The 15,828-nt window shown below is 68.3% G+C and carries 15 protein-coding genes; 8 read left to right on the top strand and 7 right to left on the bottom strand.

Annotated elements, in window-relative coordinates:
• The first annotated feature begins 43 nt into the window (after positions 1–43).
• From OKW78_RS07320 to mtnP, 4 genes are all read left to right on the top strand, one after another.
• On the top strand, positions 44–1,507 hold the full coding sequence (locus OKW78_RS07320; RefSeq protein ID WP_281194529.1) for an FAD-dependent oxidoreductase: 1,464 nt from the start codon (positions 44–46) through the stop codon (positions 1,505–1,507).
• A 94-nt stretch (positions 1,508–1,601) separates the two neighbouring features.
• Complete coding sequence (locus OKW78_RS07315) at positions 1,602–1,745, top strand: hypothetical protein (protein WP_203227802.1); 144 nt, start codon at positions 1,602–1,604, stop codon at positions 1,743–1,745.
• The gene (locus OKW78_RS07310) at positions 1,745–2,740 is read left to right on the top strand and encodes a YeiH family protein (RefSeq protein WP_281194528.1); all 996 of its coding nucleotides are present in this window, start codon (positions 1,745–1,747) and stop codon (positions 2,738–2,740) included. The genes OKW78_RS07315 and OKW78_RS07310 overlap by 1 nt, the downstream gene beginning before the upstream one ends.
• A 91-nt stretch (positions 2,741–2,831) precedes the next feature.
• A complete protein-coding gene (gene mtnP, locus OKW78_RS07305; RefSeq protein ID WP_281194527.1) occupies positions 2,832–3,719 on the top strand; it encodes an S-methyl-5'-thioadenosine phosphorylase in 888 nt (295 codons plus the stop codon).
• Positions 3,720–3,744: 25 nt separating this feature from the next.
• Here the strand turns inward: mtnP and OKW78_RS07300 are convergent, their stop codons facing one another.
• From OKW78_RS07300 to OKW78_RS07290, 3 genes are read right to left on the bottom strand one after another with little or no spacing between them, the layout of a single operon-like run.
• Positions 3,745–4,737 (bottom strand): ScpA family protein, encoded by a 993-nt coding sequence (locus OKW78_RS07300; protein ID WP_281194526.1) that lies wholly within the window; start codon positions 4,735–4,737, stop codon positions 3,745–3,747.
• Entirely contained in the window at positions 4,730–8,320 is a 3,591-nt protein-coding gene (gene smc, locus OKW78_RS07295; protein WP_281194525.1) for a chromosome segregation protein SMC, read from the bottom strand. Before smc ends, OKW78_RS07300 begins: the two co-directional genes overlap by 8 nt.
• Positions 8,321–8,341: 21 nt before the next feature.
• A complete protein-coding gene (locus OKW78_RS07290) occupies positions 8,342–8,791 on the bottom strand; it encodes a bZIP transcription factor (RefSeq protein ID WP_281194524.1) in 450 nt (149 codons plus the stop codon).
• A gap of 187 nt (positions 8,792–8,978) precedes the next feature.
• Here OKW78_RS07290 and OKW78_RS07285 point away from each other — a divergent pair, with 187 nt between their 5' ends.
• The 3 genes from OKW78_RS07285 (at position 8,979) to ftsZ (ending at position 11,182) form a co-directional block, all read left to right on the top strand.
• Positions 8,979–9,569, top strand: a complete 591-nt coding sequence (locus tag OKW78_RS07285) for a zinc ribbon domain-containing protein (protein WP_281194523.1) — start codon at positions 8,979–8,981, stop codon at positions 9,567–9,569.
• A 220-nt stretch (positions 9,570–9,789) separates the two neighbouring features.
• Entirely contained in the window at positions 9,790–9,969 is a 180-nt protein-coding gene (locus tag OKW78_RS07280) for a ribbon-helix-helix domain-containing protein (protein WP_066411425.1), read from the top strand.
• Positions 9,970–9,973: 4 nt separating this feature from the next.
• Positions 9,974–11,182: a cell division protein FtsZ gene (gene ftsZ, locus OKW78_RS07275; protein ID WP_281194521.1), complete on the top strand. Its 1,209-nt coding sequence runs from the start codon at positions 9,974–9,976 to the stop codon at positions 11,180–11,182.
• A gap of 62 nt (positions 11,183–11,244) precedes the next feature.
• On the opposite strand, the gene OKW78_RS07270 is transcribed toward ftsZ, so the two are convergent.
• Positions 11,245–12,288: a TIGR00269 family protein gene (locus tag OKW78_RS07270; RefSeq protein ID WP_281194520.1), complete on the bottom strand. Its 1,044-nt coding sequence runs from the start codon at positions 12,286–12,288 to the stop codon at positions 11,245–11,247.
• A gap of 192 nt (positions 12,289–12,480) precedes the next feature.
• Between OKW78_RS07270 and OKW78_RS07265 the strand changes: the two genes are divergently transcribed.
• Positions 12,481–12,999, top strand: a complete 519-nt coding sequence (locus OKW78_RS07265) for a DUF4442 domain-containing protein (protein ID WP_281194519.1) — start codon at positions 12,481–12,483, stop codon at positions 12,997–12,999.
• A gap of 79 nt (positions 13,000–13,078) precedes the next feature.
• Here OKW78_RS07265 and OKW78_RS07260 read toward each other — a convergent pair whose 3' ends face one another.
• From OKW78_RS07260 to OKW78_RS07250, 3 genes are all read right to left on the bottom strand, one after another.
• Entirely contained in the window at positions 13,079–14,035 is a 957-nt protein-coding gene (locus tag OKW78_RS07260; RefSeq protein WP_281194518.1) for an alpha/beta fold hydrolase, read from the bottom strand.
• 104 nt (positions 14,036–14,139) lie between these two features.
• Positions 14,140–15,351: a methylmalonyl Co-A mutase-associated GTPase MeaB gene (meaB, locus tag OKW78_RS07255; protein ID WP_281194517.1), complete on the bottom strand. Its 1,212-nt coding sequence runs from the start codon at positions 15,349–15,351 to the stop codon at positions 14,140–14,142.
• Positions 15,352–15,771, bottom strand: coding sequence for a cobalamin B12-binding domain-containing protein (locus OKW78_RS07250; RefSeq protein ID WP_281194516.1), 420 nt, complete (start codon positions 15,769–15,771; stop codon positions 15,352–15,354).
• Positions 15,772–15,828: the final 57 nt, after the last annotated feature.

Genomic DNA, 15,828 nt, shown 5'->3' with positions numbered 1-15,828 from the left:
TTAACTCCCGATCCAGTAGATTCCGTGAGACGGAGCCTCACGCATGTCCGACCACACAGATCTCATCGTTATCGGCGGGGGGATAAGCGGGGCATCGCTGCTGTACACGGTCTCGAAGTTCACCGACGTCGACGACGTCACGTTGATCGAGAAGGAACCCGAGATCGCGGCGGTGAACTCCCACCACACGAACAACTCCCAGACGCTCCACTTCGGCGACATCGAGACGAACTACACGCTCGAGAAGGCCGAGGAGGTCAAGGAGGGAGCGGAGCTGCTCGCGGGGTACCTCGAGAACGTCGACCCCGACCGCGAGATGCACAGCAAGCGCAGCAAGATGGTGCTCGCGGTCGGCGAGGAGGAGGTCGCGGAGCTCGAAGCCCGCTACCACGACGAGGGGTTCGGCGAGCTCTTCCCCAAACTCGAACCGATCGGGCGCGAGGAGATCGCGGAGATCGAGCCGAAGGTCGTCGAGGGACGCGACCCCGACACGGAGCTGCTCGCGCTCCAGACCCCCGACGGCTACGTCCTCGATTACGGCATGATCGCGGAGTCGTTCGTCGAGGCGGCCCGCATCGAGGACGGCGTCTCGGTCCACCTCGGCACGACGGTGACGAACGTCGACGAGGGCGATGAGGGGTTCACCGTCGAGACCGACGACGGCGACTTCGCGGCCGACGCGGTCGCCGTCGCCGCCGGCTCACACAGCCTCCAGTTCGCCCAGGAGATGGGCTACGGCGAGGACATGTCGCTTCTGCCCGTCGCGGGGAGCTTCTTCCTCGCCGACGACCTGTTGAACGGGAAGGTGTACACGCTCCAGATGAAGAAGCTGCCCTTCGCCGCGGTCCACGGCGACGCCGACGTCCACGACGCGAGCGTCACTCGGTTCGGCCCGACCGCGAAGCTCGTTCCCGCGCTCGAGCGCGGCGAGCTCTCGACGGTCGGCGACTTCGCGGACGTGTTCGGCTTCACCCCGTCGTCGTTCCTGAGCTACACGAACATCCTCGCCGACAGGATCCTGTTCCCGTACGTGGTCCGGAACCTGGTGTACGACCTGCCGGTCGTCGGGAAGCGCACCTTCCTTCCGCACGTCCAGAAGGTCGTCCCGAGCGTCGACGTCGGGGACATCGACCGCGCGAAGGGGTACGGCGGGGTCCGCCCGCAGATCGTCGACACCGAGTCGAAGGACCTCGACATGGGCGAAGCGAAGATCCACGGCGACGGGATCTTATTCAACATCACGCCGTCGCCCGGCGCGTCGACCGCGCTGAAGAACGCCATGGTCGACACCCGGACCGTTCTCGAGTTCCTCGATGCGGAGTACTCCTTCGACGAGGAGGCGTTCCGCGCGGCGACGATCGACAACTTCCCCCGCCTTGAGCTCGACGAGAGCAGCGAGGACGGCGAGAGCGGTGGAGACGAGAGCAGCGAGCTCGACGAGAGCGCCGACGGAGACGAGACGACCGCCTCCGAGAACGCCTCGACCGCCATCGAGGCGAGCGACTGATCGATCCGACCGGCCGAACGATCCCGAACCGGTTTCCGGCGATCCCCCCGTCGAGCGACACTCGTAAGACGCCGACGTGCGGATCCGCTTCCGTATGACCGACGAGAACGGTGACGGCTCGGGGGGCGTCGAGGGCACGCGTCTCGCCCGCCGTTGGCAGGCTCTCGACCGCGGCTGGCAGGCACTCCTCTTGGGCCTCGCGGTCGTCGCGGTCCACCTCGTGATCCAGCCCTTCTGATGACGGTTCTCGACGACCTCGGCCCGTACGTTCCGGGGATGTTGTTGCTCGGCGGCGGCGCGCTGCTCGCGACGCTGCTCGGTGCGATGGTCCCGGGCCTCCAGCCGCTCGTCGTCGCGGTCGCCCTGGGCGTCGCCGTGGCGAACACCGCTGGAACGCCCGCGGTCGCCGAGCCGGGAGTGTCCCTTCACAAGCTCGCGTTGGAGACCGGGATCGTCCTCCTCGGCGCCGCGATCGCGATCGAGGAGCTGGTGGCGGCCGGTCCGACGGTCATCGGCCTGGTGGTCGTCGTCGTCGCCGGCGGTCTCCTGCTCTCGGAGGCGATCGCTCGCGGCGTCTTCCGGATCGAGGGAACGACGCCGTCCCTTCTGGCGGCGGGCGCGAGCGTCTGCGGCGTCTCCGCCGTCGTGGCCGTCGGCCGGGTGCTGGAGGCGCGCGGCGCTGCGCTCACGTACGCGGCCGCGACGGTCCTGCTCTTCGACGCGGTCACGCTCGTGGCGTTCCCGCTGGCGGGCGAGTGGCTCGGGCTCACCGGTCGACAGTTCGGCGTGTGGGCGGGCTTGAGCATGTTCTCGACCGGACCGGTCGCGGCCGCGGGGTTCGCCCACTCGGTCGAGGCGGGCCAGTGGGCGACGGTGACGAAGCTCGCGCGAAACTCGCTTCTGGGCGGCGTCGCCATCGCCTACTCGGTCGCGTACGCGGCGCGTTCCGCGACGGACCCGGAGGCCCGCGAGCTGTGGGCGGAGTTCCCGAAGTTCCTGCTCGGCTTCCTGCTCGTCGCCGCGATCGCCAACGGCGGATTCCTCTCGCCCGCCGCGATCGAATCCATCACCGCGACCTCCGACGGGCTCTTCCTCGTCGCGTTCGTGGGGCTCGGGCTCTCGATCCGGGTTCGCGAGCTTCGGGCGGTCGGCCTCGCGCCGGTCGGTGCCGTGTTCGTCCACCTGCTCGTCGTGAGCGGGCTGACGCTGGCGGCGGTTCGAACGCTGCTTTGAGCGGCCTTAGTCGTCGATCGCGTGAACCCGCGTGGCCCGCACGGCCGATCCGCTTCAGGTCCTATAAGTAGCGAGCGGGCGGATCCCCAATATGAGCACCATCGGCTTCATCGGCGGCAGCGGGATCTACGAGGCGCTTCCACTGAACGACGTGCGCGAGGTCGAGTACGACACACCCTACGGCGAGCCGAGCGACGCGGTCACGATCGGCGAATTCGCCGACACGGGCCGCGAGGTCGCGTTCCTCCCCAGACACGGCTCGAACCACGGCGCGTCCCCCACCGACCTCCCGTACCGCGCGAACATGTACGCCTTGAAGCGGGCGGGCGTGACCCACGTCTTCGCGTCGAACGCCGTCGGGAGCCTGAAGGAGGAACTGGAGCCGGGCACGCTCGTCGTCCCCGACCAGATCTACGACCGGACGAAACACCGCGAGCTCTCGTTTTACGGCGACGGCGTCGTGGTTCACCAGCCGTTCGCGGACCCGTACAGCCCCGAACTCGTCGATCACTTGGCCGGAGCCGCCGAGAGGGCGGTCGGTGTCGAGGGTGGCGAGAGCGACGACGCCACGCCCGTGGTAAAGGGCGGCACGTACGTCTGTATCGAGGGTCCGCAGTACTCCACGCGCGCGGAGTCGGAGTTCTACAGGTCCCAGGGATGGGACCTCGTCGGCATGACGGCGATCCCGGAGGCGAAACTCGCGCGCGAGGCGGAGATCGCGTACGCGACGATCGCCGGCGTCACCGACTACGACGTCTGGAAGGCGGACAGCGAGGTGACCCTCGAGGAGGTCCTCGAGAACGCCGAGCGGAACCAGAAAGCGATCAAGGCCGCCGTCGAGGAGGCGGTTCGTACGCTCCCAGACGACCACACCTGCGAAGCGCACACCGCGCTCGAAGGTACCGTCAACACGCCCACCGAGGCGATCCCCGAGACGACCCGCGAGCGCATCGAGCCGCTGCTCGGCGAGTATCTGTAACCGTGTCGGGAAAGCGACCCGTTCGTCAGTCCGCCACCGCCTCCGACTCCCCCATCGCGGCCGCGGGGTCGCGGATCCACAGGTCGCCGAACAGGTCGTCCTGACGGAGCCGCACCGACCCGCGGTGAGCCATGAACAACAGCGCGAGGAACGTCATGAACGGGCGGCCGCCGGACGACTCCACCTCGGCGAAGAGCACCTCCGCACGTCCGTTCTCGAACTGCGGGCGCAACGCGGCCTCGACGTCGGTTATCACCTCCTCGATGTCCTCGTCGTGGGTTCGGTCCGTCGCCTCGCCCGCGGTCGGCTCCCCGTCGCGGCGGAACTCGTCGCCGGCGTGGTAATCCAGGGTCTGCGTCCCGCGGCCGTAGCCGCTCGGCGACTCCGAGGTGTCGTACTCGCGGGAGTCCTTCCACCACGAGTCGCGTTCCGCCTCGCGGAGTTCGCGGACGAGCTCGTCGAGGGTCTCCGGCGAGCCTCGGGTGTTCTTGCGGTCGAGCCGGCGGTCCATCTCCGCCTCCAGCCGATCGATCGGGTCGAACTCCGGGTCCTCGGGATCGTCGGCGCCGCCCTCCATCGCCAGCTCCCACGGCTCCGGTCCCGGCTCGTCGTCCTCGTCGTCGTCCGCCAACATTCCGTCGCTCTTCATCCGGAGGAGGACGCTCGCGTAGAACAGCGCGCGACCCGTCGTCCGGAGGTCGGTCTCGTCGAGCTTCTCGAGGAAGGCGTCGGTCACCTGTACGATGTCGATGTCCCACGGCTCGATCTCGTCCTCCTCCGCGAGCTGGACGAGGAGCTCGACGGGCTCCACCTCCCCGTCGTCGGCTTCGCCGTCGGGGGTATCGACGGCGGGGGTATCGGAGGCGGGATCGCCCGCGTCGGCGGAATCGCTGACGGTGGAGTCGGTCGTGTCGACGTCCCCGCCGAACGCCGGGGTCGCGCCGTCGCGCTCGCTCGTCAGGTCCAGGTCGGGCACGCCGCCGCCTCCTCCCGCGTCCGCGGAGCCGTCGTCAGTCATCCGCGGCCACCTCCGCGTCCTCGTCGCCGTCGTCGCCGCCGAACTGCATCCCGGTCACGGCCGAGAGGTTGTCCCCCTGCATCGTGACGCCGATGGCGCGGTCCGACCGCTCCAACAGCGCCGAGCGGTGGCCGACCACGACGAACTGCGCCTCCGCGGCCAGCTCCTCTATCATCTCGCCGACGCGCTCGGCGTTGACCGCGTCCAGGAAGGCGTCGATCTCGTCGAGCGCGTAGAAGGGTGCGGGGTTGTGCCGCTGGACCGCGAAGATGAACGAGAGGGCGGTCAGCGACTTCTCGCCGCCGCTCATCGCCTCGAGCCGCTGGACCGGCTTGTCCGCCGGCTGGGCCTTCATCGTCAGTCCCTCCTCGAAGGGGTCCTCGGGGTTCTCCAAGAGGAGCTCGCCGCTGCCCGCGGACAGCCGCGAGAAGATGTCCCGGAAGTGGTCGTTTATCGACTCGAACGTCTCCATGAACGTCGCTTTCTTCTCGGCCTCGTACCCCTCGATCCGCTCCGTGATCGCGTCGCGCTCCTCGACGAGCACGTCCCGACGTTCCTCGAGCGTCTCGAGTTCGGCCTCCACCTCCTCGTACTCGTCTATCGCGAGCATGTTCACCGGCTCCAACGCCTCCATCTCGGCTTCGAGCTCCTCGATCCGCGATTCCACCTCGTCGATGTCGGGGACCTCCTCGGGGTCGTACTCGCCGACCTGCGACTCCAGCTCGTCGATCTCCCACTCCAGGCGGTCCCGGCGGTCGGCCAACTCCTCGAGTTCGGACTCCGCGTCGGCGACGAGCGACCGCTGTTCGTCGCGTTTCCGGGTCGCCTCCCGGATCTCCTCGCGGAGCGCCTCGCGGTCCTCCTTCAGGTCCGCGATCTCCGCTTCGAGCTCCGCGATCGACTCGCGTTTCTCCTCGAGCGTCTCCTCCTTCTCCGCGATCGTTTCCTCGTGGTCGTCGATCGCCGACTCGGCCTCGCTCTTCCTGTTCTGTGCCTCCTCGACGGTGTCGTGGAGGTCGTCGACGGCGTCCTCGGCGTACCCCTTCTCGAGTTCCAGTTCGTTCTGCCGGGCGTCGAGGTCGTCCATGCGGTCCTCCAACTCGTCGATCTCGGAACGGATCTCGTCCGCTTGCTCCGAGAGTTCCGGGATCTTCGAGTCCGCGAGCTCGGTCTCGATCTCGTCGACGTCGGCCTCCAGCCGCCCGACGTCCGAATCGAGCGCCTCGAGCGTCTCGTCGATCCCGCTCATCTCCTCGTCGACCGACTCCCGTTCCGCACGCAGCTCCTCGAGTTCCTCCTCCAGGTTCTCTATCCGAGCCTCGGTCTCCGATAGCTCCGCTTCGGCGCGATCGATGTCGCCCTCCAGCGACCGGACGCGGTCGGCGGCGTCCGCCTTCCGCTCGCGGGCGTCCTCGATGTCCGCGTCCAACCCGTCGATCTCCGATTCGAGCTCCCGCCGTTCGTCCTCCAGACCGCTGATCTCCGTGGCGAGCCGTTCGAGCTTGCCGCCGCCAGATTTCGTGAACGCGTACCGAGAGCCGCCGCCGGAGCCGCCGGTCATCGCGCCCGACTTCTCGACGAGGTCGCCCTCCAGGGTGACCATCCGGTAGTCGCCCATCAGCTCGCGGGCGGTCGCCATGTCCTCGACGACGAGCGTCGACCCGAGTACGTACGAGAAGACCGGCTCGTAGCGCGAGTCGTACTCGACGAGGTTACGCGCGAAGTCGACGACGCCCGGCATGGAGGGCTTCCGCGGGAGCCCGCGGTCGTCCATCTTCGTGATCGGGAGGAACGTCGCGCGGCCGGCGTTCCGTCGCTTCAGGTAGTCGATACACGTCGATCCGACGCCGTCGTCGTCGACGACGACGTTCGCCAGCCGGCCGCCGGCGGCCGTCTCACACGCCTCGGCGTACTCCGCCTCGACGGAGCCGAGCTCGCCGACCGCGCCGTGGACCCCGTCGATGCCGCCGTTCTTCACCTCGGTTACCGCCCGGGGCCAGGAGGTGTCGCCGCGCTCGCTCGCGGCCGCCTCCAGCTTCGCGTACTCGTTCTGTTTCTCGCGGAGGTCGTCCTCGATCGCCTCCAATGCCTCCTTCCGTTCCGCCTTCTCGGCGAACAGGTCGGCGACGACGTCCTCGATCTTCGACTCGTTCCGCTCGGCCTTGTCGAGCTCGCCGTGGAGCTCGGAGATCCGCGCCTTCAGCTCGGGGACCTCCTCGCGAGCGTCCTCGAGGTCCGCACGGGCCTCCTCGACCGCGTTCGAGCGTCGGCGGGCCTCGTCGAGCAGCCGGTCCTTCTCGCGCTGGTGGCGGTGTTTCTCCTCGCGGAGGGACTCGAGCCGTTCCTTCCGCTCCGCGAGTTCCGTCTTCAGCTCGTCGAACTCGGTGTCCGCGCCCTCGATCTCGGCTTCCACGTCCGCCAGCTCGGAGCGCTTCGTCGCGACCTCCGACTTGAGGGACGCCTTCTGGACCTTCGTTTCGCGGATCTCCGACTCGAGGTCGTCTATCGTCTCCTGTTTGCGATCGATCTGGACGAACGCGTTCCGGCGTTCGGTCTCGGCGTCCTCGGCGCGCTCCTCCGCGGCCTCGATCTTCCCCTCCAGCCGGGAGATCTCGCCTTTGATCTCCTCGATCTCGGAGCGGATCGCGATCTGCTCGTCCTCGCCTTTGGTCTCGATCTCGTGGTTGAGGTCGGCGAGGTCCTCCTCGAGACGGGTGAGCGTCCCCTGTCTGGTGTCGAGTTCGACGCGGAGTTCCTCGAGTTCCGTCTCGGCGTCCGCGATCTCGTCTTCGACCTCGGCGAACGAGTCGCGTTTGTCCTCCAGCTCCGAGGCCTTCCGGTAGCCGCGGTACTGCTCGACCTCCTCGCGGAGGGACCGGTACTCGAGGGCGGTCTCGCGCTCGTCGGAGAGCCGATCGAGCCGCTCGCGTTTCTCCTCGATCCGGAGGTCAGCCTCGCCGATCCGGTCCTTCACCGTGTCGAGCTCCTCGAAGGCGGCCTCCTTCTTCTCGTCGAACTCCGCGACGCCCGCGATCTCGTCGACGATCCCCCGACGCTGGTAGGGGGTCATGTTGATGATCTCGGTCACGTCGCCCTGCATGACGACGTTGTAGCCCTCGGGCGTGACGCCCGCGGCCGCGAGCAGGTCACGGACGTCGGACAGGTTCACGGAGCGGCCGTTGAGGTAGTAGTACGAGTAGTAGTTGTCCTCGGTCTCCTTCACTCGCCGCTTGATAGTGATCTCGGAGACGTCGCCGACGTTCTCGGAGCCGGCCGCCGAGACGACCTGCGAGCGGTCGAGCGTCCCGTCCTCGTTGGACAACACGACGGTGACGGACGCCTCCTTCGGGCCGCCGGACGCCTCCCCGTCGTCGTGGCCGGGGTTGTAGATGAGGTCCGTGAGCTTCTTGGCTCTGATCCCGCGAGTTCGGGCGAGTCCGAGCGCGAACAGAACCCCGTCGATGATGTTCGACTTTCCGGAGCCGTTCGGCCCGGTGACGACCGTGAAGTCCTCGTAGAAGGGGATCCTCGTCGTCCGTCCGAAGCTCTTGAATCCGTCCAGGACTACTTCAGTGATGTGCATGCGGGGTGGTGCGGGGGCCGATTACGCGACGATGATGTCGCTGTCGTCGGACTCTTCGCTCTCGGCCTCGCTTCCGTCCGCGTCGGCGGCGGCGGCCTCCGCGTCGGACGCCGTCGTCTCGGGATCGACGTCCCCGTCGGTCACGGCGGGCGAGTCGGCCGTCGCACTCTCGGTCCCGTCGCCCTCCGGACCCTCCGCGTTCGACGGTCCGCCGGTTCGCTCGACGACCTCGACGTGGTCGTCGGAGTGCGTCCGTCGTTCGCCCTCGGTCGTGTCGGACGCGTCGGACGACGGCTCCTCGGGAACGGGGGCGTCCGCGGCGGCCTCCGCCTCGGCGTCGATCGGCACCTCCTGGGCGTCCTCGACCTGTCGGACGCGCTCTTTCATCTCGACGAGCTCCTCGGTGAGCCCGTTGACCGCCGCCTGTAGCTCCGCGACCTGCCGTTCGAGGTCCTCGACGCGGTTGCTCATGTACACACGTATGCCCGCGCGAGGCGTATAAACCTGTGTCAGACACACGTGTGACCACATCTCATGGGCCTCGGAACGGCGGACGTTTCGAGGAAACGAAACCATCGAAGACCGCTGGAAGACGCGTGTCCGTCGCTCGTCGGACGCGGAGGAAGATACTTGTACCCGCCATGGTTATCGGTAGCCGATGAGCAAGATCACCTTCCGAGCCGACGACGACCTCGTCGAGCGGCTGGAAGCGTGTGAAGCCTCCAAAAGCGAGGTGATGCGCGAGGCGCTCCGCGCACACCTCGACGGTACGGCTGGCGGATCGGAGACCGACGGATCCGAGGGCGGCGTGGACGCCGCCCTCTCGGACCGGATCGACGAGCTGATCGCCGATCGGCTCGACGCCGCGTTGGACGATCGGCTCGGGACTGCGGGGCGTCGCCCGGAAGACGCGTATACGCCGTCTACGGCGGGCGAGATCAACGTAAACGTCACGCTCGACGCTCCTGGGGCCGACGACGGCGACGCGCGTGTGACACGGGAGACGGAACCCGAGATCGAGCCCGATACGCGTAAGACACGCGCCGATCCCGGGATGCAAACGGGCGAAAACGCCTGTGGCGGATGTGGAGAAAACGTGCCGGAAGACCACGTATACTGTCCGAACTGTGGTGAGAAACAGTCACACCGTGCCTTCTGTGAGTGCGGCGACGAGGTCCGAACCGACTGGGCGTTCTGTCCCGGCTGTGGGCGACGAACCCCCGCTGCGGACGTGCTCAAGGACAGATAACTGCCGAAAACGTTGGTTTCAGGCGAGTATACACGAGTTCTCGATAACGTCTTACGCTCGCCGTTAGTTTTATAAGGGTAGCCTCGGTGACTACAACCGCGTAAGACGACCGTCTTACAGACGGCGTCCGACGAGGGGATGTCCCCACAGTCGGGCGGTTTCGGCCTGTAAGACGCACGGCGTGTGTCGTGGACGTCGTCTTACCGGGGGAATACAACAAATGGAGCGTGTGACACTACGGATCCCGAAACAGCAGATAGACGAGGTCGAACAGATGGTCGAGACGGGTGAGTTCCCGAACCGGAGCGAGGCGATCCGGTCGGCCGTCCGCGACATGTTGAGCGAACAGGACGGCGAGCGCGAGGAGCGCGGCCGCAACCGCAGCTGGGCCAAGGTGTAGATCGATGCAGGATCTCGTTCAGGACGCCCTCGACAACGCGGAAGCGGAGAAGCGCGAGATGGACGCCAGCATGGACGACGACGAGTTCGGGGACCCCCGTATCGTCATCGTCGGTGCCGGCGGTGCCGGCAACAACACCGTCAACCGTCTGTACAACATCGGCGTCGACGGCGCCGACACCGTCGCGATCAACACGGACAAACAGCACCTCAAGATGATCGAGGCCGACACCAAGATCCTCGTGGGCAAGTCGCTCACGCAGGGGCTCGGTGCCGGCGGCGACCCCAAGATGGGCGAACGTGCGACCGAGATGGCCCAGGGAACGATCAAGGAGGTGCTCGGAGACGCCGACCTCGTCTTCGTCACCGCCGGCATGGGCGGCGGCACGGGCACCGGCGCCGCGCCGGTCGTCTCGAAGATCGCCAAGGACCAGGGGGCGATCGTCGTCGGGATGGTCTCGACCCCGTTCAACGTCGAGCGCGCCCGCACGGTGAAAGCCGAGGAGGGGCTGGAGTCGCTCCGTAACGAGGCCGACTCGATCATCGTCCTCGACAACAACCGGCTGCTCGACTACGTCCCGAACCTGCCGATCGGCAAGGCGTTCTCCGTGATGGACCAGATCATCGCGGAGACGGTCAAGGGGATCTCCGAGACGATCACCCAGCCGAGCCTGATCAACCTGGACTACGCCGACATGTCCACCATCATGAACCAGGGCGGCGTCGCGGTGATGCTCGTCGGCGAGACCCAGGACAAGAACAAGACCCAGGAGGTGGTCAACGACGCGATGAACCATCCCCTCCTCGACGTCGACTACCGCGGTGCCTCCGGCGGGCTCGTCCACATCACGGGCGGCCCGGACCTCACGCTGAAGGAGGCCGAGGGGATCGCGAACAACATCACCGAGCGACTGGAGGCGAGCGCCAACGTGATCTGGGGCGCACGAATCCAGGACGAGTACAAGGGGAAGGTCCGCGTCATGGCGATCATGACGGGCGTCCAGAGCGCGCAGGTGCTCGGCCCGTCGACCCAGAAGCAGGCGGACAAGTCCCGCGCCGCGGTCGACGCCGACGACCTCGGCGACTCCCGCTCGCGGGCGACCGAAGCGAGCAACGCGGTCCAGGGATCCGGCGGCTCCGAACGCGCCGCCTGGGAGTCGGACGGCGGCACCGAGCCCGTCGAGAAGAACAACGGGCTCGACGTCATCCGCTGAGGCGGTACGCCTCGGAACCGTTCGCTACACGCCGCGTTTTTCGCGTCGGGTCGATCCCGGAGTCACGACGCCGCCTCGATCGCATCGAGCAGTCGGCACTTCCGGCAGACCTCGCGGCTGGTCTTCGACCCGCAGCGCGTGCACTCGCGAAGCGATCGGGAGCCGTCGTCGCGGCTGCCGTCGCCGCCACCGTCGTCGTCCCGGTCGCCGTCGGATTCGCCCCGATCGTCACCGTCCCCACCCTCCCGATACCGCTCCGCGGTGAGCGCCGACAGCTCCTCGTAGCCGGCCATGATCGAGTGGCGCGTGCCGGGGTGGTTCTCCTCGAGGTCGTGGATGAGCGACTGGATCTCGCCGCGGTACGCCTCGGCGGCGTGGGGACACTCGGCCATGTGAACCGGGAGCTCGCGGACGTGACAGTAGAGGGCGATCTCCTTCTCGGGCACGTCGCGAAGCGGCTTGGCGCGTGGAACGAACTCGTCCGTCTCGCCGCGCTCGTCGAAGGGTCCGAGCGAGGCGTCGAAGTGTTTCGCGACCTGCCGGACGTCGCCCTCGAGGATGTTCATCAGGGCGGTCTGGGCCTCGTCGTCGAGGTTGTGACCGGTGAGCAGCTTGTCCGCGTCGAACTCCCCCGCATACCGCTCGAGGACGTCCCGGCGGAACACCCCGCAGTACGCACACGGGGCCATGTCCTCCGGGTCCGTCTCCACCACGTCGTCCATGCGGACGCCGAACTCGTCGTCGTAGGAGACGACCTCGTGGCGGATCGAACGGTCCGCGGTGAGCTCGAGGCAGGCGTCGAGACTCTCGTCGCGGTATCCCTCGATCCCCTCGTGGATCGTGAGCGCGAGCATCTCGACGCGCGGGTCGCGTCCGAACACGTCGTCGAGGACGTGGGTGAGGACCACGCTGTCCTTCCCGCCCGAGAGCCCGATCACCCAGCGGTCGGGGTCGTCGGGGGTCGCCTCCGAATCGAGCAGCCCGTCCTCCCGAACGCGGCGTTTCACGCGCTTCTCGACCGAGCGACAGAGGTGCTCGCCACAGAGGTGGGCCCCCGAGTAGGCGGCGTGGTGGATCGCGTCGGCCCCGCACTTGTCACACTCCATCGGTGTCCGGTTGCGGACGAGCGGGGATACGGGTTTCGGGGCGCGGCGATGCGAGTTTCGGGGCGCGGAGATACGGAACGTCGCGATCCGTCCCGTCGCGGCCCTCCCGGCGAGACGGACCCGTTCGGCAACGCGACGCGCGTTGTCTCGCGTTTCGGTACCGGTTTGCCCCCGCGGACGACTGGAGTGGACGTGACGGACTCCCCGACCGGGATCGACCGCGACCCGGACTCGAACCCGATCGACCCGGACCCGCCGGCGGAGAGCCTCCGGACGCGGCTGTGGCGACACGCGTTCAACCTGCTTCCCGCCTATCGCGGGACCGGGGGGCGGATCGACCGCATCGGCGCGGAGTGGCGATACGTCCGCGTTCGGGTTCCGTTCAACTGGCGAACGAGAAACGGCCTCGGCGTGACCTTCGGCGGGAGCCTCTACGGCGCGCTCGACCCGGTGTACATGACCATGCTCCGACGGGTCCTCGGCGACGGATTCACCGTCTGGGACAAGTCGGCCGCGATCGAGTTCATCGAACCCGGTCGCGGGACGCTGTACGCGGAGTTCGAGATCGACGCCGCGGAGACCGCGACGATCCGCGAGGAGCTCGCGCCCGGCGAGTCGACCGACCGCGAGTACGACGTCTCGCTCGTCGACGGGTCCGGCACCGTCCACGCGACCTGTCGGAAGACGCTCTACGTGCGGCGCGACGGGTGAGCCCGGACGGCGAGCGGTTCGGACTCGGACCGGCGTCGACGGGGCGGGAACGAGGGACGGATCCGAACCCCGGACCCGTTCAGGCCGTCGCGCCCGCGACGAGGCTCTCGCGGACGGTCTCGAGGAACCGGTTCGGGTGTTCGGCGTGCGGAAGCAGCGCGGCCCGATCGAAGACGACCAGCCGCGCCCCCGACGCGTCCGCGAGCTCCCGGCCGTCCGAGAGCGGGCTCACGTCCGCCTCGCGTCCCCACACGATGGTCGGCGGCACCTCGAGGTCGGCGAGCGTGGCCGCCAGGTCGAGGTCGCTGTTGAGGTACCCCGAGACGAACGACGCCGGCGCGAAGCGCGCGTTCTCGACGTGGCTGGTCCGCCACTCGTAGTCGACCCACTCCTCCGTGGGGTTTTCGGGGTCGTAGTAGCCGTGGTCGGCGTTGAAGTACCGGATCGAGGGTTTCGAGGCGATCAGGTTGAACAGCGCCGAGCCGACGAGCGGCGACCGAAGCAGTTCCCGGAGCCAGGGCTTCGGCGGGCTCGGCCCGGCGACGGTCGTGGGGCAGACCGCGACGAAGCCGCTTATCTCGACGTCGTCGCCGGCGGCTCCGTCGCCGGCGACCGCCCCGGCGGCGTACGCCGCCGACAGCGACGAGGCGACCACCGCGGGCTCGTCGAACTCGGCGAGGAAGTCGTGAACGAAGTCCCCGTACAGCGCGGCGGAGTACCGCAGCGGCGGGCGATCGGAGCGGCCGTACCCCGGGAGGTCGGGGGCGATGACGTGGTAGTCGGCGGTGAGGTCGCCGAAGACCTCGCGCCACTCGCCGGCGGAGCCCGCGGCGTTGATCCCGTGGAGGAGCACGAGGTCGCGGTCCGCCGGATCGCCGCCCTCGGTGTACGCCACGTCCATCCCGCGCCAGCGGAAGGTCCCGTCGTCGCCGACGAGCGGCGACTCGAGATCTCCCTCGTAGCGAAGCCCGGCGTTCGTCGCCGCGATCGTGCCGATCCCGAGGAGGGCCGTTCCGGCGAGGTTCCTGAGTTTCATGCTATCCCGTTGGTTCGCTGGCGACTTATATTACGTGACCCTCGCCGTCCCGGTTCACGAACCTCCCGTCTCCGTTCATGCGCTTCCGCCGCCGTCTACCGCTCCTACTGCTCGTCAGGTTCGTTCGGCTCGTCCGACTCTCCCGACTCTCCCGGCTCGTCGCAGTCCTCGACGCACGCCGCGATCGGGTCGACGATCTCGGCCGCGAGGCCGTACGGGTCCGCCTCCTTGTGCTCGACCCGAGCCGCGAGCGCCTCGATCCCGCCGTGACGCTCGATCGCCTGGCTCGCGATCGCGCCGACGTCCGCCCGCACCAGCGTCCGGATCTCCTCGGCGTATCGACGCCGCCGCGTCTCGCTCAGTTCGCCGGACTCGCGGAGGAACTCCCCGTGCGCGTCGAACGCCCCGATCAGCTCGTCGATACCGTCGCCCGCCTCGGCGACGGTCGCCAGCACTGCCGGGGTCCACGCGTCGACGGCGTCATCGACGGACGCGTCCCTCTCGTCGTCCGCCTCGCCCTCGCTTCCGTCGTCGTTCGGGTGGTTCGGCACCCCGACTCCGTGGTGGCCCGCGTCGAGCCCGGCGGTCGGGCCCTCGCGGCGATGGACCATCTCCTCCAACTCGGCGAGGGTCCGTTCGGCCCCGTCCATGTCGGCTTTGTTGACCACGAACACGTCGCCGATCTCGAGGATGCCCGCCTTCAGCGTCTGGACGTCGTCGCCGGACTCGGGCTGGACGAGGACCGCGACCGTGTCGGCGGTGCGGACGACATCGACCTCGCTCTGGCCGGCACCGACGGTCTCGATCATCACTACGTCCTTCCCGAACGCGTCGAGCGCGGTCACCGCGTCCGCGGTCGCCGTCGAGAGTCCGCCGAGCTGCCCGCGCGCGCTCATCGATCGGAAGAACACGTCCATGTCGCCGACGTTCGAGGCCATCCGGATCCGGTCGCCGAGCACCGCGCCGCCGGTGTACGGCGAGGAGGGATCGACGGCGACGACGCCGACCGTGTCGCCGCGCTCTCGGTAGGCCGCCGCCAGTTTGTCGACGAGCGTTGACTTTCCGGCGCCGGGCGCGCCCGTCACGCCGATCACGGCCGCGTCGCCGGCGTGGTCGTACAGCGTCGAGACGATCCCGCGGTACCCCGGCGTGCGCTCCTCTATCTTGGTGATGACCCGCGCGAGCGCACGGTGGTTCCCCGCGAGCAACTCCTCGAGGAGTTCGGCGTCGCGGTCGCGGAGTTCGACCGCTCGATCGTGGGAAGCGGCCCGCTCCCGAGTCGAGTTCGCCCCCCAGTTCGTGTCCCGCCCGTTCATTTACTCGCGCTCCGGGACGTTGTTCCGGACGAACTCGATCGTCTCCTTCATCGGCGTTCCCGGGCCGAACACCTCCGCGACGCCAAGCTCCTTCAGCTCCTTCACGTCGTCGTCGGGAACGATCCCGCCGACGAGGATCAGGGTGTCCTCGAACGCGCCGTACTCCTCCAGACCCTCGATCACCTTCGGGACGAGGGTGTTGTGCGCCCCCGAGAGGATCGAGATGCCGAGGACGTCGACGTCCTCCTGGACCGCCGCCTGAACGATGTCCTCCGGCGCGCGGTGGAGGCCGGAGTAGACCACCTCGAAACCGGCGTCGCGGAACGCCCGCGCGATCACGTGTGCGCCCCGGTCGTGGCCGTCGAGCCCGACTTTCGCGACCAGACACCGAATGGTCCGTTCTGCCCCTTCGACGCTCATACCCGGACCTGGCACGCGTGACCGTTTGACTCTAACGGCGGTGCCGGAGCGACCGCG

Origin of the sequence: Halorubrum sp. F4 (genome assembly GCF_027257195.1) — an archaeon.
Classification (GTDB): domain Archaea; phylum Halobacteriota; class Halobacteria; order Halobacteriales; family Haloferacaceae; genus Halorubrum.
Note: the sequence above shows the minus strand (reverse complement) of the source record. Positions and strands in the feature narration are given on the sequence as shown.